General features: G+C 35.0%; 24 protein-coding genes and 2 pseudogenes. 16 read left to right on the top strand and 10 right to left on the bottom strand.

Annotated elements, in window-relative coordinates:
• Positions 1-8: 8 nt before the first annotated feature.
• Positions 9-401 carry a ribonuclease E inhibitor RraB gene (rraB, locus tag J3U13_RS08380; protein ID WP_267341409.1) on the bottom strand — a complete coding sequence of 131 codons (393 nt, stop codon included), beginning with the start codon at positions 399-401 and terminating at the stop codon, positions 9-11.
• Between the two features lie 71 nt (positions 402-472).
• On the opposite strand from rraB, the gene rnm reads away from it, so the two are divergent.
• From rnm to rluB, 3 genes are all read left to right on the top strand, one after another.
• On the top strand, positions 473-1,324 hold the full coding sequence (gene rnm, locus J3U13_RS08375) for an RNase RNM (RefSeq protein ID WP_267341408.1): 852 nt from the start codon (positions 473-475) through the stop codon (positions 1,322-1,324).
• Positions 1,325-1,351: 27 nt separating this feature from the next.
• The gene (locus J3U13_RS08370) at positions 1,352-1,972 is read left to right on the top strand and encodes an L-threonylcarbamoyladenylate synthase (protein ID WP_267341406.1); all 621 of its coding nucleotides are present in this window, start codon (positions 1,352-1,354) and stop codon (positions 1,970-1,972) included.
• Between the two features lie 686 nt (positions 1,973-2,658).
• A complete protein-coding gene (gene rluB / locus J3U13_RS08365; RefSeq protein ID WP_267341405.1) occupies positions 2,659-3,549 on the top strand; it encodes a 23S rRNA pseudouridine(2605) synthase RluB in 891 nt (296 codons plus the stop codon).
• Between the two features lie 639 nt (positions 3,550-4,188).
• On the opposite strand, the gene J3U13_RS08360 is transcribed toward rluB, so the two are convergent.
• On the bottom strand, positions 4,189-5,205 hold the full coding sequence (locus J3U13_RS08360; protein WP_267341404.1) for an amidohydrolase family protein: 1,017 nt from the start codon (positions 5,203-5,205) through the stop codon (positions 4,189-4,191).
• 474 nt (positions 5,206-5,679) lie between these two features.
• Here J3U13_RS08360 and J3U13_RS08355 point away from each other — a divergent pair, with 474 nt between their 5' ends.
• Positions 5,680-5,973 carry a putative quinol monooxygenase gene (locus J3U13_RS08355; protein ID WP_267341403.1) on the top strand — a complete coding sequence of 98 codons (294 nt, stop codon included), beginning with the start codon at positions 5,680-5,682 and terminating at the stop codon, positions 5,971-5,973.
• Between the two features lie 123 nt (positions 5,974-6,096).
• Here J3U13_RS08355 and argS read toward each other — a convergent pair whose 3' ends face one another.
• Positions 6,097-7,830, bottom strand: coding sequence for an arginine--tRNA ligase (gene argS, locus J3U13_RS08350; protein ID WP_267341401.1), 1,734 nt, complete (start codon positions 7,828-7,830; stop codon positions 6,097-6,099).
• Positions 7,831-8,272: 442 nt separating this feature from the next.
• On the opposite strand from argS, the gene J3U13_RS08345 reads away from it, so the two are divergent.
• The 3 genes from J3U13_RS08345 to hisM are packed head-to-tail and all read left to right on the top strand — an operon-like array spanning position 8,273 to position 10,466.
• Entirely contained in the window at positions 8,273-9,058 is a 786-nt protein-coding gene (locus J3U13_RS08345) for a lysine/arginine/ornithine ABC transporter substrate-binding protein (protein ID WP_267341399.1), read from the top strand.
• Positions 9,059-9,742, top strand: a complete 684-nt coding sequence (locus J3U13_RS08340) for an ABC transporter permease (RefSeq protein ID WP_416380226.1) — start codon at positions 9,059-9,061, stop codon at positions 9,740-9,742.
• Positions 9,743-9,761: 19 nt separating this feature from the next.
• A complete protein-coding gene (gene hisM, locus J3U13_RS08335) occupies positions 9,762-10,466 on the top strand; it encodes a histidine ABC transporter permease HisM (protein WP_267341396.1) in 705 nt (234 codons plus the stop codon).
• 128 nt (positions 10,467-10,594) lie between these two features.
• On the opposite strand, the gene J3U13_RS08330 is transcribed toward hisM, so the two are convergent.
• Both J3U13_RS08330 and lexA read right to left on the bottom strand, forming a co-directional pair.
• Positions 10,595-10,966 (bottom strand): hypothetical protein, encoded by a 372-nt coding sequence (locus J3U13_RS08330; protein ID WP_267341395.1) that lies wholly within the window; start codon positions 10,964-10,966, stop codon positions 10,595-10,597.
• Between the two features lie 51 nt (positions 10,967-11,017).
• Positions 11,018-11,644, bottom strand: coding sequence for a transcriptional repressor LexA (lexA, locus tag J3U13_RS08325; protein WP_267341393.1), 627 nt, complete (start codon positions 11,642-11,644; stop codon positions 11,018-11,020).
• A 406-nt stretch (positions 11,645-12,050) separates the two neighbouring features.
• Between lexA and coaE the strand changes: the two genes are divergently transcribed.
• Genes coaE through tsaD form a run of 4 tightly spaced genes read left to right on the top strand, consistent with a single transcriptional unit; the run spans position 12,051 to position 14,671 of the window.
• Positions 12,051-12,659, top strand: coding sequence for a dephospho-CoA kinase (coaE, locus tag J3U13_RS08320; protein ID WP_267341392.1), 609 nt, complete (start codon positions 12,051-12,053; stop codon positions 12,657-12,659).
• Positions 12,660-12,661: 2 nt separating this feature from the next.
• A complete protein-coding gene (gene zapD / locus J3U13_RS08315) occupies positions 12,662-13,399 on the top strand; it encodes a cell division protein ZapD (protein WP_267341390.1) in 738 nt (245 codons plus the stop codon).
• 28 nt (positions 13,400-13,427) lie between these two features.
• Entirely contained in the window at positions 13,428-13,646 is a 219-nt protein-coding gene (gene yacG / locus J3U13_RS08310; RefSeq protein WP_267341388.1) for a DNA gyrase inhibitor YacG, read from the top strand.
• Positions 13,646-14,671, top strand: a complete 1,026-nt coding sequence (tsaD, locus tag J3U13_RS08305) for a tRNA (adenosine(37)-N6)-threonylcarbamoyltransferase complex transferase subunit TsaD (protein ID WP_267341387.1) — start codon at positions 13,646-13,648, stop codon at positions 14,669-14,671. The genes yacG and tsaD overlap by 1 nt, the downstream gene beginning before the upstream one ends.
• 109 nt (positions 14,672-14,780) lie before the next feature.
• Here tsaD and J3U13_RS08300 read toward each other — a convergent pair whose 3' ends face one another.
• Complete coding sequence (locus J3U13_RS08300) at positions 14,781-15,140, bottom strand: DUF4282 domain-containing protein (RefSeq protein ID WP_267341386.1); 360 nt, start codon at positions 15,138-15,140, stop codon at positions 14,781-14,783.
• A 127-nt stretch (positions 15,141-15,267) separates the two neighbouring features.
• Between J3U13_RS08300 and ycaO the strand changes: the two genes are divergently transcribed.
• Complete coding sequence (gene ycaO / locus J3U13_RS08295; protein ID WP_267341385.1) at positions 15,268-17,034, top strand: 30S ribosomal protein S12 methylthiotransferase accessory factor YcaO; 1,767 nt, start codon at positions 15,268-15,270, stop codon at positions 17,032-17,034.
• Between the two features lie 75 nt (positions 17,035-17,109).
• Here ycaO and J3U13_RS08290 read toward each other — a convergent pair whose 3' ends face one another.
• Positions 17,110-17,940, bottom strand: coding sequence for a shikimate 5-dehydrogenase (locus J3U13_RS08290; protein ID WP_267341383.1), 831 nt, complete (start codon positions 17,938-17,940; stop codon positions 17,110-17,112).
• Between the two features lie 72 nt (positions 17,941-18,012).
• Here J3U13_RS08290 and J3U13_RS08285 point away from each other — a divergent pair, with 72 nt between their 5' ends.
• Entirely contained in the window at positions 18,013-18,351 is a 339-nt protein-coding gene (locus tag J3U13_RS08285; protein ID WP_267341382.1) for a nitrous oxide-stimulated promoter family protein, read from the top strand.
• Between the two features lie 71 nt (positions 18,352-18,422).
• Here J3U13_RS08285 and J3U13_RS08280 read toward each other — a convergent pair whose 3' ends face one another.
• Positions 18,423-20,570, bottom strand: coding sequence for a TonB-dependent receptor plug domain-containing protein (locus J3U13_RS08280; protein ID WP_267341380.1), 2,148 nt, complete (start codon positions 20,568-20,570; stop codon positions 18,423-18,425).
• A gap of 208 nt (positions 20,571-20,778) precedes the next feature.
• On the opposite strand from J3U13_RS08280, the gene alr reads away from it, so the two are divergent.
• Both alr and mltG read left to right on the top strand, forming a co-directional pair.
• Positions 20,779-21,867, top strand: coding sequence for an alanine racemase (gene alr, locus J3U13_RS08275; RefSeq protein WP_267341379.1), 1,089 nt, complete (start codon positions 20,779-20,781; stop codon positions 21,865-21,867).
• Between the two features lie 6 nt (positions 21,868-21,873).
• Positions 21,874-22,884, top strand: coding sequence for an endolytic transglycosylase MltG (mltG, locus tag J3U13_RS08270; protein WP_416380231.1), 1,011 nt, complete (start codon positions 21,874-21,876; stop codon positions 22,882-22,884).
• 119 nt (positions 22,885-23,003) lie between these two features.
• On the opposite strand, the gene J3U13_RS11545 is transcribed toward mltG, so the two are convergent.
• Both J3U13_RS11545 and ampD read right to left on the bottom strand, forming a co-directional pair.
• A complete protein-coding gene (locus tag J3U13_RS11545; RefSeq protein ID WP_416380232.1) occupies positions 23,004-23,339 on the bottom strand; it encodes a YqcC family protein in 336 nt (111 codons plus the stop codon).
• Positions 23,319-23,867: pseudogene (gene ampD / locus J3U13_RS11540) on the bottom strand (1,6-anhydro-N-acetylmuramyl-L-alanine amidase AmpD); the annotation flags it as partial. The gene J3U13_RS11545 and the pseudogene ampD, both read right to left, overlap by 21 nt.
• 203 nt (positions 23,868-24,070) lie before the next feature.
• Here ampD and ppdD point away from each other — a divergent pair.
• Positions 24,071-24,501: pseudogene (ppdD, locus tag J3U13_RS08255) on the top strand (prepilin peptidase-dependent pilin).
• Positions 24,502-24,526: the final 25 nt, after the last annotated feature.

Here is a 24,526-nt window from a genome sequence, read left to right as displayed (position 1 = left end):
TAATCGTATTAATGAAGCGTTTCGAGATTATCATCTTCATGAAAATCATCGCTGCCATCTTCAAAATAAGTTCCCCAACCATCATAGTTGACACCGAATTGATATGTTAATGTGATTATTTCTGCTATTTGGGCATTAATTGATTCTGCATTAAGTGGACTTTCAGCAACAATATCAAAACCGATAACAACGTTGCCCACCTCGTCTACGTCTTCGTCAGGATCGGTAGCTTCATAACCTAATTTATAGGCTTCTACAGCGACTTTTTCAAGCTGATCAAAATTTTGGGATGAAATATGATGTTCAATAATATAAAGCGCATGAGGATCGCTACCATCTTCTAACAGTTCTTCAATAATCGCGTTGGTATCTTGTTGGGCAAGCATAATTTGATCTTTCATAATTTACCTTTTAGTGGTCATGCAATTTGTGTGGTATATTACACGTTTAAAAATAATTTTCGAGAAAAAAAGTGATCGTTGATTTACATTCGCATACAACTGCGTCAGACGGCACATTGACACCCAGTGAACTGGTCAAAAGAGCGGCTGATAATCATATCAGTATGTTAGCCATTACCGATCACGATACTATCAAAGGTCTATTAGAAGCCAAAAATACGATAGAACGTGAAAGTTTACCCGTTAAATTAATTTATGGTGTTGAAGTATCAACAATATGGAAGAATAATGAAATTCATATTGTTGGATTGAATGTCGATATTGAAAACTCATTGTTACTTGACTTGCTATCCACCCAAGAACAAAAGCGAATTGATAGAGCAATTTGCATTGACCAAAAATTAGCGAAAGTCAGTATTAATAATGCGTATCAACAAGCACAACAATTTTCGAAAGGTGATATTGTATCACGAGCTCACTTCGCACGTTTTTTAGTTGCTCATGGTCATGCTAAAGATATTAAACACGCCTTTAAAAAATATTTAGGCAAAAGTGGTTATGCCTATGTGCCTGCAAAATGTTGTAGTATTGTTCAAGCGGTGCATGCCATTCATGCAGCAGGTGGGCAAGCAGTACTTGCTCATCCTAGCCGTTATGATTTAACGTTAACAAAATTAAAAACATTGATTGCTGAATTTAAAGAATATGGCGGTAATGCCATGGAAGTATCACAAAGCAGACAAACGCAAGATGATTTACAACGATTGGCGAAATTAGCTAATGAATTTGGATTATTGGCATCACAAGGTTCCGATTTTCACGATCTGGTTAATTATCTTGATTTAGGTAAAACCACCCCTTTACCTGCCAGTGTGACACCTATCTGGCATGATTGGAATGACGATATTAAACATAACATTTAACGATAACACGAATAATAGAAGAAAACTATGAGCCAAACTTTTTATATTCATCCAGATAATCCACAAACAAGATTATTAGATCAAGTTGTCAAAATTTTAAATGATGGAGGCGTCATTGCCTTTCCGACAGATTCAGGTTATTCACTAGGCTGCTTGCTGGATAACAAGTATGGTGTGGATCGGATTTGCCAAATTCGCCAGCTTGATAAATATCATAACTTCACCTTAATGTGTCGTGATCTTTCTGAACTTTCATCTTATGCATTTGTTGATAACACAACTTTTCGACTATTAAAAAATAATACTCCCGGTAAATATGTTTTTATTTTACCAGCCAGCAAAGAAGTTCCGCGCCGATTAATGAATGAAAAACGTAAAACCATTGGTTTGCGTATTCCTGATAATAAAATTGATTTAGCATTGCTGGAATTATTGGGACAACCATTAATGACAACCACATTAATTTTACCTAATGAGGATGAAGCACAGTCTGATCCTGAAGAGATCGAAGATAAAATTGGTCATCAGCTTGATGCCATTGTGCATGGTGGATACATTGGTGCGCAACCGACAACCGTTATCGATTTAACCCATGACTATCCCGATATTATTCGTCAAGGCAGTGGTGATATCAGCCCATTTATTTAAAATGAGAGAGCAATATCCTGACCAATCAACCGATTATGTTAATAGGTTTAACGGATAGGTATAGTATTTATCCAATTTTATATCGTTTATGAACAATTTCGTGTTATTTCCTAATTTGATTATGTAAACAGTGATATTGCCGATTTTATTTTTTAAATATTTCTATGACTATAAACAATTAATCGGCATAATTTTTATTATCCTATTGTTTTTTTTGGGGGAACAAAAAGCATAAAAAGCGCGTTGTTTACTTCATTGCCAGAATCAAATGGTAATGCTTTTTATTGAGTGAACAAGTAAACGTTCTTTATCATTTTAAGTATGCTACAATGTCTGACTTTAATGCGCTTTGAGCTCCTACCGTTTTAGGCGCTTTTGGGGACTTTATTGAGTCTGATTGGATTTTGTGGACTTATTATTCTAAAAAATTTGAAGAAAATAATACTACGTGATTAAACCGCAAACAGTTTAATTTCAAAAATAAAAAACTTCAGAAAAATAGACGTCACTAAAAGATCCAAGTAATAATATGAAGAATTTATTTTTATTGTTTGTTAAAAATTGAGAAACTTACTATTTAACCTACAATATTTACTGACTATATCAAAGAATCATATCGATTTTGATATAAGTTTTCACTAAAAGTTAAACAAATATGATACCTGTGAAGGTAGCGAGAACTGGTTATGAAAAATATTAAAGACAATACTGAAAAATTACAGAAAGTATTAGCAAATTTAGGCAATGGTTCACGTCGTGAGATTGAAGCCATGATAGCAGCAGGGAAGATCAGCGTTGATGGTAAAATCGCTAATTTAGGCGATCGTGTTGATGTTAGCGCTAACCCTAAAATTCGTATCAATGGGCATTTAGTTCAACTTAGAAGTAAAGAAAAAGAAGTCTGCCGAGTCCTGGCTTATTATAAACCTGAGGGGGAAATTTGTTCGCGTAACGATCCTCAAGGTCGTGCGACGGTATTTGAACGATTACCTCGTTTAAAAAATGCTCGTTGGATCAATATTGGTCGTTTGGATATCAATACTTCTGGCCTGTTATTATTTACCACAGATGGTGAGCTTGCTAACCGATTAATGCACCCAAGACATGAAATCGAACGTGAATATGCGGTGCGAGTATTTGGTCATATTACCGATCAGCAAATTCATCAATTACGTAAAGGTGTTCAGCTTGAAGACGGTCCCGCCTCATTTAAGTCAATTAAAGCTCAGGGTGGTGACGGACTCAACCAATGGTTTAATGTTGTTATAACCGAAGGTCGTAATCGAGAAGTACGCAGAATGTGGGAAGCGATCGAGGTACAAGTCAGCCGTTTACTACGTATTCGTTATGGCAATATTAATTTACCAAAAGGATTATCGCGTGGTACATGGATGGAGCTCGGCATTGATTCTGTTAATTATTTACGTGAGCTTGTCGGCTTACCGGCAGAAGTGAAAAGTTTCACTAAAACTGCTACCTCATCGGACAAAAAAATTGTTAGACCAAAGCGTGTTAAATTGAATAATTTTTCCAAACCACCACGCCGTGCTACGGCTAAAAAACCTACTCGAAAATAGTGTTATCTATCTCCTCAATACATAATTGGTATTGAGGTAGACACCCAATGAAAATAGCGATTAATGTTAAAAATGTTATTTTTCAATTTTCTATCAATGAGTTGGAAAATAAAGTGATAACAATAAACAAGCAATTGAACCTGATAAGAAGCATCTTGAGGTTCGTAATGGACAATTTAGTCTTTGTTTCCTGAGTGAATTGCATCATTACGCAAATATCTTAAAATCTTAATTCTACCGATCATTATCTTAAAATATGGCTCATTCAATAATGAAAAATGTACTTTGCTTTGATTTGTTCATAACTGTATAAATTGGATTAAAGCTGCGGAGAATGCAGAATAAAAGTAATAAATCGTGTAGACAAGTTATGGTGGGATAGTAAGCACTTATTCTATTTTCTTGTATCAGTTTGTAAGCCGCTTCATCCGTTATTGCATAATTATTTATCGAATCATGATGTTGAGTAGAGTGAAGTTGTTTTTATCTTATTATTGCATCTAGTGTATAAGTGATAACCTGCTTAATGCAGGAATCCAATGTTTAGAAAAAGGCTTTTTAAAATAAGATGATCATGAGAAAAATCTCACCATGGTTTAATTATTGTAGGTGAGATTCTTATTTATATCAGCTGGTTTATTATTCCAGTCCTAACACCATTCGTCCATTTCTGGTGGCAACATTTACAACATTATCCAGATCGGTATAACGGCAGCCAGTAACAAGCAGTTTTAGTTCTTCCCACATATTACCTGTTGAAAATGGCAACATATAATCGCTAATATTGTCGGTACCAATGGCAACAGGAATTCCTGCTTCGGCAAGTTCGTCAACAGGTGTGAGAGAGTTACGGGTTGGACCTTGTTCTTCACGGCGAGGACTATCAATCCATGCAAATGGACAAGCAATAACCATCATTTTTGCTTCTTTCATTTTTTGATACAGTTTTTGACGATATTCTAAGCTGTGCGCTGTGATTGAAATACTGTGAATGGCAACAACACGACCATGCATGCCATGTTCTAAGGTTTTATCCGTAAGCTGTTCGGTTTCGATTTCGTCCGATGAATTAAATTGATCTACGTGGACATGCACCATTTTTCCCATTGATTTGCCTGTTTGCATGAGCACATCAAGATGCTTTAATCCCATTGCTTTACCATGATCACGTTCATCTCGGCGAGGCAAGCCTCCTATAATATCAACCAAATCGGCACCTTTATCAAACCAATAGCGAGCTTCTTTATCAATGACGCCTTTAAGAGTTTGATTGACCAATTTAATGATAATGTCGTCTTTGTATGTTTCACGAGCTCGAATTGCTCCTCTAATAGCACGCTCTTCAGCAATTGGGTCAATATCCACAAATGACCCCATAGCTGTCACACCTTGTTCAATCATACGCTCAACGGCCATACTAAAATGACGATAGTAATCCTCTTCGCTCATTGATGCTTTGACTTTATCTAAGGTATCCCACTTTTCAATTAAGCTCTGTTTTTGATACACATCAAAGCTATCTACCGTTATGGTAAAAGCACGATCAGCATGCATATGTGAATTTACCCAACCGCCATTTTGCTTAATTTTGTTCATCAAATATGCTTTTAAACTTTGATCTCGATTGGTTGATAACATTTTTTTATTATCGGTCATAATGTGCCTCTATAATTCAATTTTTTTGGGGATGTAAGGAAAATGGTGGATAAAAAAATCCTCCATGAAGGAGGATTAAAAACATCAACAACTGTGGATGAAAATATTGTTGATTTAAATTTAACATATCAAGCTAACCTAGTTTGTTTTTTAAAACAGTTAGGATTCTAACCGAATCGAAGTGAATAGCAAGCCTAAAATTTTAGAAAATATATAAATAAATGAAATGGTTAAAGTATTATTTTTTAGATATTATCATCAGTATTAAAATAATATCAGGTGGGGTTTTTATAGGTTATCCTATTATAAATATTTAACTTTTTGTTTAATATTAAATTTACTCGTACAAAAAAATAGATTTGTCGTAAAATATCTTTCTCAAAAAAATAATCAAATAAATAGGGTATTTTTGTTTTTATCTCTCTAAAAATACATTGTGTACCGATTTCATTTTTTAACGATCATGAGGTTAATATGAGCCAATTAAATATTGTCGCCACAATAACGGTAAAAGCTGAGTATCATGAAGCTTTTCAACCTATTTTTAAAAAACTTGTCGAAGAAAGCCGAAAAGAAGCGGATTGCATCCACTATGAACTTAATCAAAGTATTACTGATCCCAATGTGTATGTAGTCATTGAAACATGGGCTTCTCAAGCAGCGATAGATAGACATAATGCCACGCCTCATTTTGTTGAATTTGCTACATTTGCTAAACGTCATGTAGAGGGTTTAGAAATTTGTGTGGTAAAACCTGTTAATTTATAAAAAACTTTGAGGTTAACTATACGTTTAAATATAAAAAAGCCACCAATATAATTTTACTGGCGGCTTTTATAAAGTTTTTTTGCAAGATAATCTTAACTGTTTACAGCTAATTGCCTATTTTAATTACATCTTATCGACGGTTTTAATACCTAACATATCAAGACCCACTTTAAGTGTTTTAGCGGTTAATGAAGCCAACTTTAAGCGGCTTTGTTTCAAGTCTTCGTTTTCGGCCGTTAAAATAGGGCAGTTTTCATAGAAACTTGAAAATAGCGTGGCAATTTCATAAAGATAAGCACAAAGCACATGCGGAGTGCCTTCGTTTGCTACAGTGGTGATCGTTTCATCAAATTGGATCAAACGAGTAGCTAAAGCACGTTCTTTATCCGTGTCCAAACGTATGTTGCCGGTTAAACTGTCTTCAGAAATATCAGATTTTCTAAAAACTGATAGCACCCGAGTATAAGCATACTGTAAATAAGGCGCAGTATTCCCTTCAAATGACAACATATTATCCCAATCAAATACATAATCAGTAGTACGGTTTTTAGAAAGATCCGCATATTTAACTGCACCAATGGCAACAGCATCAATGATTTGGGCAAGTTCGGCTTGTGACAGTTCAGGATTTTTGCTACGAATCAGTGAACTGGCACGCTCACAAGCTTCATCAAGCAAGTCATTTAATTTTACGGTATCGCCAGAACGTGTTTTAAATGGTTTACCATCTTTACCAAGCATCATACCAAACATATGGTGCTCTAATTTTAACGATTCAGGAACATATTTAGCCTTATGTACAATCGCCCAAACTTGTTCTAAATGTTGATGTTGTCGAGAATCAGTATAATAAAGAATGCGATCGGCGTGTAACGTTTCATAACGGTATTTAGCACAAGCGATATCGGTTGTTGCATACAGATAGCCACCATCACGTTTTTGGATGATAACGCCCATCGGTTCGCCTTCTTTATTTTTATATTCATCTAAAAATACGACGATCGCGCCTTCACTTTCAACCGCTAATCCTTTCTGTTTTAGATCCTTAACAATACCCGGTAACATACTGTTATAAATACTTTCACCCATGGTATCTTCAACGGTCAATGTTACGTTTAATCGTTTATACGTAGCAATGTTTTGTGTCATGGTAATATCAACAAGCTTACGCCACATATCACGACAGTACTCATCCCCACCTTGTAATTTAACCACATAGTTACGCGCTTTTTCAGCAAAGACTTCATCTTCATCATAATGTTTTTTCGCTGCGCGATAAAAAGACTCTAAATCCGACAGTTCCATATCATTGGCATGTTCATTTTGCATCTTTTCCAGATAAGCGATCAACATACCAAACTGCGTACCCCAGTCCCCGACATGATTAGCTCGAATGACATTATGTCCTAAAAAGGATAATACTCGCACACTGGCATCACCAATAATTGTAGAACGCAAATGACCCACATGCATCTCTTTAGCTACGTTTGGTGCTGAATAGTCAACCACAATCGTTTGTGCTTTAGCAGGCAAAGTAATATTGAGTTTATCACTGTTTAATGCGATTTCGTTCTGCTCGGCAATCCAACTGTTTTTTAGAAAAATATTAATAAAACCCGGACCAGCAATTTCAACTTTATCGGCAATATCATCAATATCTAAATGCTGTAAAACTTTCTCTGCCAATGCTCTTGGTGGCATACCTAGTTTTTTGGCGGTTGCCATAATACCATTAGCTTGATAATCACCAAATTGCACTTTAGCCGATTGCTTAATTAAAGCATCACAGTTGTTGTCGGCTCCAGCCAGTATCATTGCTTGCGAAACGCGTTGCGTTAATAATTGTTGAATATTCACACTAAACCTAATTGAGTATAATAAAATGCCCAATATGATACCGACAAAGTGATAAATTGTCACTGTAGGATTAGTTTTAGGGGCTTTTTTTTAGAAATCTTATGTGTCTTTTTTAAAAACTTATCAAAATGCCCCATCAGTTAACAGCATCATTGATCATGTCAACCAGTCAATAACGTTATCTATTAGACAAAAGGAAAATGAAACGGTATAGACACCTAAATATTTTTTACAAAATTGCTGTGGTTGTTTTTAGGATAATTCGCTTTAATATTTTTATTAGATTAGGTTTTGAGTTAAAACTAGAGAATGACACTTTATTGAACAGAGTTTTATAAGAAAATCCTTATATTTTGCTGTAGGTTAATAATATTTTTTTATTATTAAAAATTCGGATAACCCGTTATATTACTTATTTAATAAAATTATAAGAGTACTGAGGATGAACAAATTTATAAAAATAGTATGTTGTATTGTCTTTTTAAACTTATCTCTATCCAGTCAGGCGGCATTATCAAAATCAGTTAAAATAGGTTCTGATACTTCTTATCCTCCCTTTGATTACATTGATGAGAATGGGGAAATTACGGGTTTTAATATTGAAATAACCAAAGCATTGTGTGAAAAAGCCAATCTAAAATGTATTTTTCAAACCACAGACTTTGATGCATTAATTCCTTCACTGTTATCAAGAAAGATTGATGTGATTTCATCATCATTGATGATGACAGAAAAACGTAAAAAGCAGATTGCATTTTCAGATGAAATTTTTGCGACTCAATCACGCCTGATAACAAAAAAAGGCACGAATATAATGCCAACAATTGAATCCTTAAAAGGCAAACGAGTCGGCATTGAACAAGGCACTTCGCAAGAACATTTTGCTAATGAAGTTTGGCGTCCAAATGGTGTGACCATTGTTCCTTATCAAAATCAGTTACAAGTTTTTTCAGATTTGGCCGCAGGGCGATTAGATGCGGCGTTGCAAGATGAAGTGACTGGAAGTTATGCATTTTTAAAACAACCACAAGGAAAGGGCTTTATTTTTGCTGGTGACGCGCTAACGGATAAAAAATATTTTGATGTCGGCGTTGGTTTAGGGTTTCGTAAAAAAGACAATGAACTTCGGGAAGCGTTTAATCACGCACTGGTTAAAATTTTAGCCGATGGAACTTATCAAAAAATCAATGATAAATACTTTGATTTTGATGTTTATAATAAGAAATAAGTGATGCAAGGCTATAGTATACTCATTTTTCAAGGGGCATTCCTCACACTGGGACTGTCAATTGCTTCACTAGTCGTTGCTATTTTACTTGGTGCGATTTGCGCACTTGGTAAATTGTCACCATTGAAATTTTTACGATTAATCTGTCAGGCTTATACTTCGGTAATTCGAGGCGTGCCTGATTTGGTGTTAATGATGTTAATCTTTTTTGGTTTGCAATTTGCGGTCAATAATATTACTGATTTTTTTAATGCGGATATCATTGAAGTTAATCCTTTTATTGCGGGTACGTTAACGCTTGGTTTTATCTATGGTGCATACTTTACCGAGACCTTTCGTGGAGCTTATCAATCAGTAGCAAAAAATACACTTGATGCAGCTGTAGCACTTGGATTGAGTAAGATGCAGGTATTTCGTTATGTGATGTTTCCTTTAATGATGCGTTTTGCACTTCCTGGTATGGCTAATAACTGGCTTATTATACTGAAGGCGACAGCATTGGTTTCACTGTTAGGGTTGTTTGATTTAGTTAAAGCGACTAAGACAGTAGGGGAAGCAACTTATCAACCTTTATTTTTGGCATTAATTGCCGCAGCTTTTTATCTACTTTTTACCACGATTTCAATGGTTGCATTATGTTGGCTCGATAAGCACTACTCCGTAGGACTAACAAAAGCAAAATAATAAAAAAGAGCATGAGTGAATGATAGAAATTCTTCAAAATTATTGGCAAGCTTTGTTATGGACTGATGGCCATAATATCACTGGTCTGGCTATGACGCTTTGGATATTAATATTATCTATTTTGATTGGCGGCATTTTGTCAGTATTTTTAGCGATAGGGCGTAATAGTCCAAATAAATTTATTAAACTGCCAATTTGGTTATTCACCTATGTTTTTAGAGGCACGCCACTGTATGTACAATTGCTCGTAATTTATACTGGAATTTATACCTTAAGCATCGTTAAAAATCACCTTTGGCTGAGCGATTTTTTTCAAAGTGGTTTAAATTGTACTATTTTGGCTTTCACACTTAATACTTGTGCCTATACAACTGAAGTTTTTGCTGGTGCCATACGCAATGTGCCGGAGGGTGAAATTGAAGCTGCAACAGCTTTAGGTTTTAATCATTGGCAATTATATCAATATATTATCTTTCCAAGAGCCTTTCATATTGCTTTACCCGCTTACAGTAACGAAGTAATTTTTATGTTACATTCGACGGCACTCGCCTTTACAGTAACGGTTCAAGATGTGATGAAAATTGCTCGGGATATTTATGTTGAAACGTATCAACCTTTTCATGCGTTTGGTATTGCAGCAATTATTTATCTTTGTGTCAGTTTTGTATTAATTTTTGGTTTTAAAAAATTAGAAAAGCATTGTTTAGCCTATCAGCATCAATAACACCATCATTCTAAACAGAAATATTTAAAGCTGTCACTTTTTTCAATGGATGAAACATTTATTGAAACAAAAAATCAGGCGCTCATAATTATGATAGCCTGATTTTTTGAAATTTAGTAAAGAATTATTTAATTTGTTGGATAAAAATCATCAGTCTCATCATCTCTACTATGGTCATTTGAGAAAGGTAATGCTCGAGTGCGATCGATCGGCACATAACTGCCATTTGGGGTTTCTATCTGACATTCGCCCAAATAGATCGAATATTTTGTTTGGGCATGCATACTTACTCCGCGAAAATAACAATGAGTGGCATTGTAAAGATCATGTCGGCAAAGGATGGCTATGATTAACCACACTCCAACAATTGATAATAATACCCACTTTAAATGTTTCCATGTAAAAGACCAAAACTTTTTATCACGAAAATGGCAGTAAACAAAAATAAGCGAAATGACCGCAAAAAATCCTAAAAATTCATATAACCAAAATAGCCACATATTGTTATCTCCTAATTAACAATTATTCGCCATTTTATACTAACTTTGTTGTTACATCCATGATCCATTACGAATTATACCAACTGCAATTCCTTCAATGGCGAAACTTTGCTGTTCAAGATCCACTTCGATAGGTGAAAAGTCTTGGTTTTCAGCAATTAATTGAACATGTTTGCCTTTGCGTGATAGTCTTTTAACCGTTACTTCATCATCAATACGTGCGACCACAACTTGCCCATTTTTAACGTCTTGAGTTTTATGTACGGCAAGTAGGTCACCATCAATGATTCCTATATCCTTCATTGACATGCCATGAACTCTGAGCAAAAAATCGGCATTTGGTTTAAAGAGAGAGGGGTCGACTTGGTAGTGACTTTCAATATGTTCTTGAGCTAAAATCGGCGAGCCAGCCGCAACTTCTCCAATGAGAGGAATTCCTTGAAAATCGTTTTGATCTTCCTGACTTTCCAGTAATAAGCGTATTCCTCGAGATGAGCCAGCAATCATTTCAATTGCCCCTTTTTTGGCAAGAGCTTTGAGGTGCTCTTCAGCTGCATTTGCAGAGCGAAATCCTAATTTTTGCGCAATTTCAGCTCGAGTAGGTGGCATACCGGTTGTTTGAATATTATCTTTGATTAAATCATAAATCTGTCTTTGGCGTTCCGTTAATGGTCTCATTATCAATTCCTGTGTTTTTATACAGATGTATGTGATTATATACAGCTAAAAATATAAAACCAACAATTTTATTAAATTTATTTTGGTTTAATAATTAATAAAAGCAATAGCGGACTTTTTTAGCAAAATAGAGACTGTTTTTTATCGACTATTGAAAAGATTCAGTGCTAAATGCTTTTATTTATTTAAATCAATTTCTCAATAAAAAATAACACATTTTTAATATTTTTTTAAAATTGTTTGTTTTGATCAATTAAGATTCTGAATTGAAAACACATCAATTATCCTATCTAAACAAATTTTCTATTTTTCTTTACTTTTTAGATAATTTGGCGTGTGTAATGGGAATGAGTTATATGATATACTATTTCAAGAATGTTACTTGATTGGATTTGGAATCTATTTCATGCCTTATATTGTTGCTTTGAGTGGTGGAATCGCTAGCGGTAAAAGCACCATTGCGAATCTTTTTGCTCAGTTAGGTGTGCCTATTATTGATGCTGATGTAATTGCTAAGCAAGTTGTTCAAATAGGAACAGATGCATATAAGCAGATTGTTAAACATTTTAGCCAAGAAATTTTATTACCCAATAATGAGCTAGATCGTAGTCAATTAAGAGAAATTATTTTCAATAATGATCATGAAAGACTCTGGCTGAATAATTTGTTACATCCAATCATTCAAGAACAAACACAAATCCAAATTGCCCAGCAAACTACTGCTTATGTCATTTGGGTTGTTCCCCTATTAGTTGAGAATAATTTACATCATTATGCAGATAAAGTCTTAATGGTTGATACACCTGAACAATTACAATTAGAGCGACTTATTCAGAGAGATAATATCGATAAATTGCTAGCACAGAAAATGATATCATCACAAATTTCTTCTCAAAAACGATTAACTTATGCTGATGATATTATTGTCAATAATGGTGATTTGACTTTATTAACCGCACAAGTAAATAAATTGCATCAACAATATTTAAAAAACTTTAATATTAAGAATGGTTAAGTATGGATAAGATTATTTTTGAACATCCACTAAATGAAAAGATGCGAACATGGCTACGTATTGAATTTTTATTAAAGCAATTAAATTTACATCGTCATTTTGATCAAAATAATGCACTATTGTTTTTTCATGCTCTATCTGAATTATTAGAAATCATTGAACGTAATGATGTAAAAAGTGAATTAATTAAGGAAATTGAGTCGCTAAAAAATAAACTTCAATCTTGGGTCAATATTGAGGGGGTCGATCAAGAGTTATTAAATAATTTAATTTCTCAATTGGACGATTACTTAGTTAAATTTAACTCAATCGTGCGTTTAGGGCAGACTTTAAAAGATGACCGTTTTATTAATGCCATTCGTCAACGTTTAATGATCCCAGGGGGTTGCTGTAGTTTTGATCTTCCTTCGTTTTATTTATGGTTAGAACAGTTACAAGAAAAACGCGATAGGCAAGTACAAAATTGGTTACAACATTTGACAATTCTTGATGAGGCTTTGGCATGTTGTATGCAAATGATTCGGCAAATGGGTGAATTTAAATCATTTGTTTATAACAATAATTTTTTTCAAGAAACCAATGGCGAGTTTAATTTAATTCGAATTCGAGTTTCATTGGATAAAAATGTTTATCCTCAAGTTTCTGGGCATATGTCACGTTATAGTATTCGATTTATACCGCTTGAAGCGAGTGAAAACACCAATACCGAAGCAATCGAATTTGAATTAGCTTGTTGTTAACATTATTAAATATTTTAGAAGAGATGCAATGAATAAAGAAACTATCCAATTTGTCAAATGTCCCACTTGTCAAAAGGAGGTTGAGTGGTCAGACAAAAGTACATTTCGACCATTTTGCAGTAAACGCTGTCAACTTATCGATCTAGGTGAGTGGGCTAATGAAGAACACCGTATCGCAGATAAAGAGATGTCTGAACAAGATCTTTGGAGTGAAGATGACCTTTCCAATTATGCAGGTAAACATTAATGAAAGTGCTTGGAATTGAAACGTCATGTGATGAAACAGGTATTGCTATTTATGATGAAAAGCAAGGCTTGATCGCTAACCAACTTTATTCACAAATTAAATTGCATGCTGATTATGGTGGCGTTGTACCTGAATTGGCTTCTCGTGATCATATTCGTAAAACCGTACCATTAATTCAAGCAGCACTAAAAGAAGCTAACTTGACTTCAGCGGATATTGACGCTGTAGCTTACACTGCAGGCCCTGGTTTAGTAGGAGCTTTAATGGTTGGTGCGTCAATAGGTCGTTCTCTCGCTTATGCTTGGAATGTTCCTGCAATTGCAGTGCATCATATGGAAGGGCATTTACTTGCGCCAATGTTGGAAGATAACCCACCGTTGTATCCATTTGTAGCTTTATTGGTGTCAGGTGGGCATACACAGCTTATTAGTGTAATGGACGTTGGTCAATATCGCTTAATGGGCGAATCAATTGATGATGCTGCTGGTGAAGCATTTGATAAAACAGCTAAATTACTTGGTTTAGACTATCCAGGCGGTGCTAAACTTTCGAAATTAGCTGAGCAAGGTGATCCTTCACGTTTTCACTTTCCAAGACCTATGACTGATCGTCCTGGACTGGATTTTAGTTTTTCGGGATTAAAAACGGCTGCGGCCAACACTATCCATCAATATCATCAAGGTGTTGAGCTTGATAATCAAACCAAAGCCGATATTGCGCGTGCGTTTGAAGATGCGTTAGTTGATACATTATTAATAAAATCGCGCCGAGCACTTGAGCAAACAGGTTTTAATCGTTTGGTGATTGCGGGTGGAGTAAGTGCCAACAAAACGTTACGTAATAAATTAGCTGAGCTGATGGCTCAACGTAAAGGTCAAGTTTACTATCCGCGTATTGAATTTTGTACAGATAATGGCGCTATGATTGCGTATGCTGGTATGATTCATTTAAAACAACAACAGTTTTGCGATTTAGCGATTAATGTTAGACCAAGATGGCCATTAAGCGAGTTAAATGTATCGTAAAATGTAATTTATTTAATGTTGGACTATGATTCGATTCAACGATTAATTTAGAAAATGATTTTTAAAGTGGGAATCTTTCCCACTTTTTATTGTGACTAGGAAACGAAAATTAGTTTTGATTCATAATAGTGTGATCGTCTGAACCATCAGTAATACTATCGTTTTTGTTTAACGCTAATTTTTCGATGTTTCGGTTAATATTAAATAAAACACAGATTAATTCAAAACCGATTCGGGCTGAAATAATGCCTACCACAAGAGTAATAATACCGCTGATAAGCGTGAACATTCCACCAAAAAAGCTGTATTGAAAACTAGCAAAACTAGCAAAAATCATACTCAATCCACCTATAGCGATAAACACTAACGTTATCCAATAAATAATAGTGATAAATGCTGGAGTGATCATTTTGTTGAGAGTGAAAAAATCAGTTAGCGAAAAATTCTCAGAATTTGTTACTTTTTTCATTTTATTTCCTTAATTAAAAATTATTGATGATTAATACTTTTAATTTAGAACAATAGCGTATACATTTAAGAATAAATCTACCAATAAAGCAATATTTTTATCATATAAAAAACTTTTGAGAAACTACATGAAAACTTTTATTCCCGGCAAAGACGCTGCTCTTGAAGATTCCATTAACTATTTCCATCAACAACTCGCTTACTATGATTTAGAAGTGAAAGAAGCTTCTTGGCTTAATCCAGTGCCAAATGTATGGTCTGTTCATATTCAAAATACCCAATGTCCACTTTGCTTTGCAAATGGTAAAGGAGCAAGTAAAAAAGCGGCATTAGCGTCAGCATTAGGTGAATATTTTGAGCGTTTATCGACAAATTATTTTTTTTCAGATTTTTATCTCGGTGAAAATGTTGCAAATGCCGATTTTGTACATTATCCAACAGAAAAATGGTTTTCAATCCCTGAAGATGGACTTTTACCAAAAGGATTATTAACTGAAAAACTGCTTAAGTTTTACAATCCCAATGGTGAATTAACCGCTATGGATTTAATTGATTTGCAATCAAGTCATCCTGAACGAGGAATATGTGCTTTACCTTTTGTTCAACAGTCAGATCAAAAAACCGTGTATGTGCCAGTCAATTTGATAGCTAACTTATATGCTTCTAATGGTATGTCTGCTGGCAATACGCGTAATGAAGCGCGCGTGCAAGGATTATCAGAAATTTTTGAGCGTTTCGTTAAAAATAAAATTATTGCTCAAGCCATTAGTTTACCGATAATTCCAACTGATGTTATTGGTCGCTATCCTGAGGTATTAGCGGCGATTGAAGCGCTTGAAAATGAAGGTTTCCCGCTTTACTGCTTTGATGCTTCACTCGGTGGAGCGTTTCCAGTGATTTGTGTCGTGTTATTTAATCCCAAAAATGGCACGAGTTATGCATCCTTTGGTGCGCATCCTAATTTTGGTGTTGCGCTTGAAAGAACCGTTACTGAGCTGTTACAAGGTCGAAGCTTGAAAGATCTTGATGTGTTTTCACCACCAAGTTTTGATAACGATGATGTTGCTGATTTGAGTAATTTAGAAACACATTTTATTGATTCAAGCGGATTAATTTCTTGGGATCTGTTTAATAAGCAATCCGATTATGACTTTGTTGATTGGGATTTTTCCGGTACCACCGAACAAGAATTTGAAAACTTAATGGCGATTTTTAAACGCCATAAAACCGAAGTTTTAATTATGGATTATGAGCATTTAGGTGTTTATGCTTGTCGAATTTTGGCGGTCGGAATGTCAGAAATTTATCCACCAGAGGATTTATTGCTCGCTAATAATAATATGGCGATTCATCTTCGAGATAGAATTTTGTCGTTGCCTTATGAAAAGCTCGTCGCGAAACAGTATCTAGCCATCATTGAACAGTTGGATGATGAGGGCTTAGATGATTTTGCCCGAGTTCGTGAATTGCTTGGTATTGCAACCGGAAAAGATAATGCTTGGTTTACATTACGCATCGGTGAACTCAAAGCGATGCTGGCATTGGCGGCAAAAGATTTAGAGCAAGCTCAAGCATGGATTGACTGGACTCTTGAAATGAATGAGTCGGTTTTTACCCCTGAACGCAATCACGCTTATCGTTGCTTACAAACATTGGTTAATTTTATGCTTGAGCGAGATAAAAAACAGTTTATCCATTATCAAGATGCATTTTATAAAATGTATGGTAAAAACTGTGTCGATGAAATGTGGCAATATGCTAATGGTGAGAAAACGTTTTTCGGCTTGGATGATTTAACCACGACGGTTAAATCATCCAATAACCATTTGCAACAATTTGCAATGCATCAAAAGTTATTGTCAGTCTATCAAACATTACATCAAGCTATGAAATAAATTTTTAGTTGTTAAAAGTAGATTACTCATTTTTCATACTCTTCCACCTAAAAAACGGGTGGAAGAGTTTGTGATCTAACCTTGTCTTGCAAAATTTCCTGCTTGCTCCACTAACTTTTTACTTGGCGTAACGCCGGTATACAACACAAATTGCTCTAATGCTTGTATTACAGCTACATCTGCACCAGAAATAATCGTTTTATTGAGTGATTTGGCGTATTTGATCATTGGCGTTTCAACGGGTAGAGCAACCACATCGAACACAATATCGGCATTTTCAATCATTACTTTTGGAAAAGCCAAATCATGAGCTTCATTGCCGCCAAGCATGCCAATTGGTGTTACATTAATAATGAGTTTTGCCTGTTCAGGAGCGATGTCTTGTTCGTTTTTCACCCATGCATAACCATAGCGTTTGGCTAAAGCTTCACCTTTTGTTTGGTTACGCGCAGCAATGAAGCCATTTTTAAAACCTGCATCATAAAAGGCTCCAATTACTGCATTAGCCATTCCACCACTTCCTTTTAATACAAAGGTCGTATTGTTATCAATATTGTTTTCTTGAACGAGCTTAGCAACCGCAATATAATCTGTGTTATAGGCTTTTAAATAGTGGTCAGTATTGACTATCGTATTGACCGATTGAATCGACTTTACTGAATCATCTAATTCATCAATAAACTCGATACAGGCTTCTTTATAAGGCATTGAAATGGCACAACCACGAATGGCTAATGCTTTGATACCATAAATTGCATCTTTCAAGTTATTAGTGGTAAAAGCTTTATAAAGATAGTTTAAATCGAGTTTTTCATATAAATAATTATGAAAACGGGTACCGAAATTGCTTGGTCTTGCAGAAAGGGACATGCAAACGATTGTATCTTTATTAATAATTCTTGCCATTGTATCGAATCCTTGTGATCATAGTTAAACTCAGATTTATTTTAACACTTTATTTAATCGACTGATAAGATTATGGTTGCCCACAATACCGGACCAAAAATACAAGAAGAAAAAAAAACCGTTAGAGCAATGATTTATCTATATTGCAACAAACATCATCATTCCAAATTTAACCAATTATGTGAAGAGTGCGATGACTTGTTGCAATTTGCCATGAAACGCTTAACTATGTGCCGTTTTGGTGAGAAAAAAACGACCTGTGAGCGATGCCCTAAACATTGTTATCCAAAAAATTATAAACACAAAATTAAACAAGTTATGCGTTTTGCAGGACCAAGAATGATTATTCATCATCCAATCATGGCTTTTAAGCATTTGTACAAAAATTTGATGAATAAAAAGCATTGCTAATTTGTTTTACTCACTAGCAATGATGCGGTATTTTCTGATCGCTAATGAGTAAGCAAGGTTAATCATTCACTTTAGAATTTCATACTTGCACTTAAGACAGCGTGGAATTTAGCTGCTGGAATCGATTCATAAGCTGTCGTATAATTCTTATTTAAAATATTATTGAGATCTATACCAATATGGTATTGGCGTTCGGTACCGAACGATGTTGTTGTTGATAAATTCAGTGTAGACCATCCTCGATAATGATAAACGGCTGAATCACTACGCTGTTTGGCTTTGCTTGCAAATCGCATAAACAGATCGGAATCAATATCAAATGTATCAAAGTAGGCGGTATGTTTTATTCCTGCATTTCCTGTAAAGCGTGGATTGCCTGTATTATAAGTGCTGTCGCTTTCTGTTTCAATTTTACGGCGTAAATAATTGGCCCTTAAATAAGGGGTGGCAGGTAGATCTAAATACTCAATACTCAATTCTAATCCATGAGTTTTGGCTTTATTGGCATTAATGTAGTAAGTATAATTACGCCCCGATGTTCCTTCACAAATAGCTGAACCATTACAGTTCATTTGTGTAATGTAATTTTTTGCGTTCGAAAAATAAACTGCACTATCAATTAACCATTTGTGATTGTTATAACGTAAACCAATTTCATAGTTATTGGATTTTTCAGCTTTTAAATCAGAGTTACCATAAATCGTTTGCGAGGCCGCTGAAGTGACTGCATAAAGATGTGAAAGTGTTGGATAAACATATCCTTGTGCAAAAGAGGCTCTTAATTGAGCATTTTCAATTCCAGAATAAGTTAAACCTGATGACACAACAAAGTTATTATCATGGTCTTTCTTCTTCCCATCATTTTTAATGTCTGATGAAGTTGCGCCTGTAACAGGAACTTTATTGACTGTCGTATAACCTTTTATTTGTTCTGATTTTACCCAGGATTGGCGAGCACCAATATTCCAGGAAATATCATCGGTAATTGCCCATTCATTTTGTCCAAATAGTGACAAGCTTGATTGCTGCCATTTATTGGTTAAATATTTATGCTGTGTGTAACTTGTTTTTGATGATGGCATTTTTGCTACAACGACATTATGGGAATCTTGATCAACATTATCTAGTTGATACTGCATACCACTAATAAGTTTCATATCTTTACGTGGCTCAAAATCTGATTGCAATGTCATACCATATGTTTTTTGTTCATCATCAGTGGCTGTGTTGGTTTTCACGTTCATAATAGGTGCGGGTGACACCACAACATGATTTCTAAATTGGCGATTTAATTTTTGTGCATAAGCATCATAGTGAAGTCTTTTTAAGAAATTACCATTAACTTCATAGTCATAAAAGAATCCGACTTTTTCTCGTTGTAATTTCGGGAGTTTCACCCAGAATTCTTTAACTTCTGGTAAGTTATCATCTTTGTCCGTATAGGTTTTAGTATCAAGCTTATAACGATCTAATGATATGCCCAATTTGTGTTTATCAAGATTCAGCCCTAACCATGAACTTAAACTGTTATTACTAAAATCGGTATCGTGAAGTTTGCCTTGATAAGCTTTACGATCATTATTTTCAGCATAAGTTCCACTAACACGGTAATCAAAAATACCATCAATTGAACCGTTTACAGTGCCCATCTCAGTAAAACCATTAGTTGATTGATTATAAATAAATTTCATATCGCCATTGAAGGGTGTGCCATTTTTGCTACCTTTACGCGTAATAAAATTAACCACGCCACCAATCGCTTGTGAACCATACAATACGGAATGAGGCCCTTTGATCACCTCTATGCGTTCAACAGATTCCATATCGATTAACACACCCGCACTCGAACCATGCCCGGAACGATGATAAGTAACTTCTTGACCATCAATTAACATTAAAATACGGGAAGGCGCTTCACCTCGAATCATGATTTGTTTGCGTCCTGCAAGAGCATTATCAGTAATTTCAACCCCAGGAATGTCTCGTAGTGCTTCAACAATTGAGTCACCATTTTGTTTTTCGATTTCATCATGATTAATGGCATTTACAGATACTGTGCTATCCCAAATGGTTTTTTCGTTACGATCTGCGCTAACAATAATGGTATCTTGAGGATTGCTTTTTTGTTCATTTGCAAAAGCATCCGTACAAAAGAAGAGGTTGAACATCGCTACATAACAGCTTGGTTTAATGAAATTTTTGGTACAAATTGTTCTCATTATCTTACTTATCCTGGACAGTTTTTTACTTAACTATGTAAACATAATGTAAATGATAATCATTATTATTCTGTATGTAAATAATTAAATTTATTGAAATTGTGAAAGTTTGATTGTTCGGACTTGGTTTTCTTATGAAAAGAAAAATTTGTCATTATTGATAACAATATTTACAATGATTACTTAATAAAGATTTAGGTTGATAAAAATGTCTATCGCAGTAATAGAAGTTAATCGTCAAGCAATTGTTCATAATGTCGAGTATATTCGAAAGATTGCACCAAATAGTCAATTGGTAGCCATCATTAAAGCAAATGCGTATTCTCATGGTATTATAGGTGTTGCTGAACTGTTGCAAAACAAGGTGGACAGCTTTGGTGTATCGCGTATTTGTGAAGCAATGCTGTTGCGTCAAAAAGGGATCAATACCCCTATTATTTGTTTAGAAGGTTTTTTTCCTCATGATGATATCGTTGATTTAGTTGATTTCAATATTCAATCTGCTGTTCACAGTAAATGGCAAATTGATGCATTACAATCCTCCTCCCTTGAAAACGAAATTACTGCATGGTTCAAACTTGATACAGGGATGCATCGTTTGGGTTTTAATCTTGATGAAGCCAAGAGGGAATTTTATCGCTTAGCCAGTTGTTCGGTAGTACGTAAACCCATTAATATTATCAGTCATTTTAGTTCTGCCGATGAATTAAACTCCGAACAAACTTTAAAACAGATTGCATTATTCGATCAGTTCATTACCTCAATTGAAAATAAATCTCTGATAGGTAAATGTTCGATCGCAGCATCAGGCGGTACACTTGCTTGGCCGCAATCGCAACGTGAAATCATTCGCCCTGGCATTGCGTTATACGGCATATCGCCCTTTAATGAACCCATTGGCGAATTAAAACCTGCTATGACACTTAAATCCGAACTTATCGCAGTACGGAGTCATAAAAAGGGTGAATCAGTTGGTTATGGTCAGATCTGGTGTAGTGAGCAAGATACAAAATTGGGTGTCGTAGCAATGGGATATGGTGATGGTTATCCTAGAAATATCCCTGAAAATACGCCAGTTTTAGTTAATGGTCGCAGAGTACCGATCGTAGGTCATGTATCAATGGACATGATTGTGGTCGATTTAGGTATCGATAGTCAGGATAAACCAGGTGATGAAGTGATATTTTGGGGACAAATGTTGCCAGTTGAAGAGATCGCTAAATATACAGGTATCAGTCCTTATGAATTAATTACACGCTTGACTGCACGAGCAAAAATCCATTATGTAGATAGATAAGTTATGATTAAAAAAATATTTTTATATACGTTATTTACCCTTATTATAATTGTCGTTGGTTCTTTTAGTATCTGTTACTACTGTTTACAGCAGTTTTCTAAGCAGCAAATTAATGTGACACCTGAAAATCAAATGTTTGTTTTGAAAAAAGGTACATCAATGCATCAATTAATCGATCAACTTAAAGAGTCGAAATTGATGGATAGAGCTTTTCTGTTGCCTTATTTATATAAGTTAGATCCATCCTTAAGTTCCATCAAAGCTGGAACGTACCAATTACATCCTCATATGACAGTTGAAGAATTTTTACTATTAATGGTATCGGGTAAAGAAAGTAATTTCTCCATTCAGTTTGTTGAAGGTAAACGTGCTAAAGATTGGCTAAAATTGATTCACAATACCCCATATATTCAGCAAACCTTAGCTGAAAAAACGGATGAAGAGATTGCAAAATTGTTAGGTATCGAAGGTTCAATTGAAGGTTGGTTGACTCCTGACACCTATCTTTATACGGCTGATACGTTAGATATTAATATATTAAAACGTGCGCATATGACTATGAAAAGCAATTTACAAAAAATTTGGGATAACCGTGATAGTGATTTACCGTATCGATCACCTTATGAAATGCTGATTATTGCTTCAATCATTGAAAAAGAAACGGCCCTTAGCTCTGAACGCGCGAATGTCGCTTCCGTATTTGTAAATCGCTTGAAATCAAAAATGAAGTTGCAAACCGATCCCACTATTATTTATGGTTTAGGCGATAACTATACCGGAGTTATTAGGCGTATAGACTTAACAGATACCAAAAATCCTTATAATACCTATGTCATTGACGGATTACCGCCAACACCTATTGCTATGCCAAGTTTAGCCTCATTAGAAGCGGCAGCACACCCAGCTAAAACAAATTATCTGTTCTTTGTCGCTAATGGTACAGGTGGGCATACGTTTTCTAGCAATTATGGAAATCACCAGCAGGCGGTCAATGAGTATCGTAAAATGACAAAATAGGGGAATTAAGTTTAAAATCACTTAAATAAAATTAACGGTTTTTTCAACCAGTTTAATTGACTTCATACCTGTTAAAATTGGAATTTACCGCAAGTAAATTTGCGGTAATTTTTTTAACATTACTTTTGTGATGAGGATAATTCATCAAGCTGCTTGATTAAAATTAACAAATTATGGGTGCTTGTTTCTTCATCTTTTAAGGCTTCTTCAAAATACGGATGTAGGGCAAATTGCGGTAAATTGGCATTAGACTCAATGAGTGCTCGCATTCGAGGAATAAAAATCCATTGTAACCATTCATGTGCTTGCATAGTATCAAGCGCAAAAGGTTGTTCACTTAAAAAGGCATCAGGATTAGGCGGCGACGTTTGCCATAATGAAATGTTTTGCAATTCTTCGACGATTAACTCAAGTTGATTTTCAAATTGTTTTAATTGCGATTGTTGAGCAAGCAACCCTTGATAATATTGCCAATCAAAACATGGACCGGGATCGGTCTTACGATCAGGGGCAATATCACTATGACCTGTAATATTTTCAATAGGATAATTTTGTTGCAGTAATAAGGTTACCGCGATAAGTTGTTGATATTGTATATCCGTAAAATTATCCATATCACATCCCTCCATTTCAATACCAATTGAAAAGTTATTACAGTTTTCTTGACCTTCAAAGATTGATTTACCTGCATGCCAAGCACGTTTATCAAATGGTACAAATTGCATCATTTCACCATCACGACGAATGAATAGGTGGCTTGATACTTTTAGTTGATGGATTGTTGCAAAGTAAGGGTGTTCATTCGGATCAAGCTTACCTGTAAATAACTGCTCTACATAAGGACCACCATATTGATTAGGTGGTAAGCTGATATTATGGATCACCAGTAATGAAATAGATTGGTTGACTGGGCGCTCATCATAAAAAGGCGAAATGATCTGTTTAACACCTTGTAACCAACCATTAACAATTTTTAGTGACATATTAAACTCCAACTGACTTTAAAAGAAGCTTGTTTATACCATTTACAATTGTGATGTATTTCACAAACAAAGCTTACTGCATTCAAAATCTTGCAAAAATAGTGCATTTTATTTTCCAAAATATCGATTTTCTTATTATTTCATTTTTTTGTTTTGCTATAAAGTCGTTACTTGAATCTTTTACTTTATATTACGAGGAAATTATGTCCAATCAATCAGGATTTACATTATTTGAGCTAATGATTGCCATTGTTGTAATCGCTATTTTAACTGCTATTGGTTTACCTGCTTATCAAGGATATGTAAAAAAGCAGCTTTAACTGATATGCTGCAAACCATGACGGCTTATAAAACTGCTGTTGAAATTTGTGCAATTGAACAAGGTAATTTAACTCATTGCAAAAGCGGTAGTAATGGTGTGCCACTAACCAAAAGTACCAATTATGTTACCTCAGTTACCGTTGCAAACGGTACAATCACTTTAGTTGGTACAAGTGCTTTGACGGGGTTAACTACGACTTTAACACCCACTGTCAATTCTGGTCATGGAGGATTAGATTGGACTCGAGCTTGCTTAACTTCACCAGTAGATGACAGTCTAACAGCTGCCTGTGAAGATATTTTTAAATTCTAGTTTAATAAATATTTAGAGTAAGGAA

Source organism: Gilliamella sp. B2887 (assembly GCF_026537015.1).
In the GTDB taxonomy this organism is placed as follows: Bacteria; Pseudomonadota; Gammaproteobacteria; order Enterobacterales; family Orbaceae; genus Gilliamella.
This window is presented reverse-complemented; position numbering and strand designations above follow the sequence as displayed.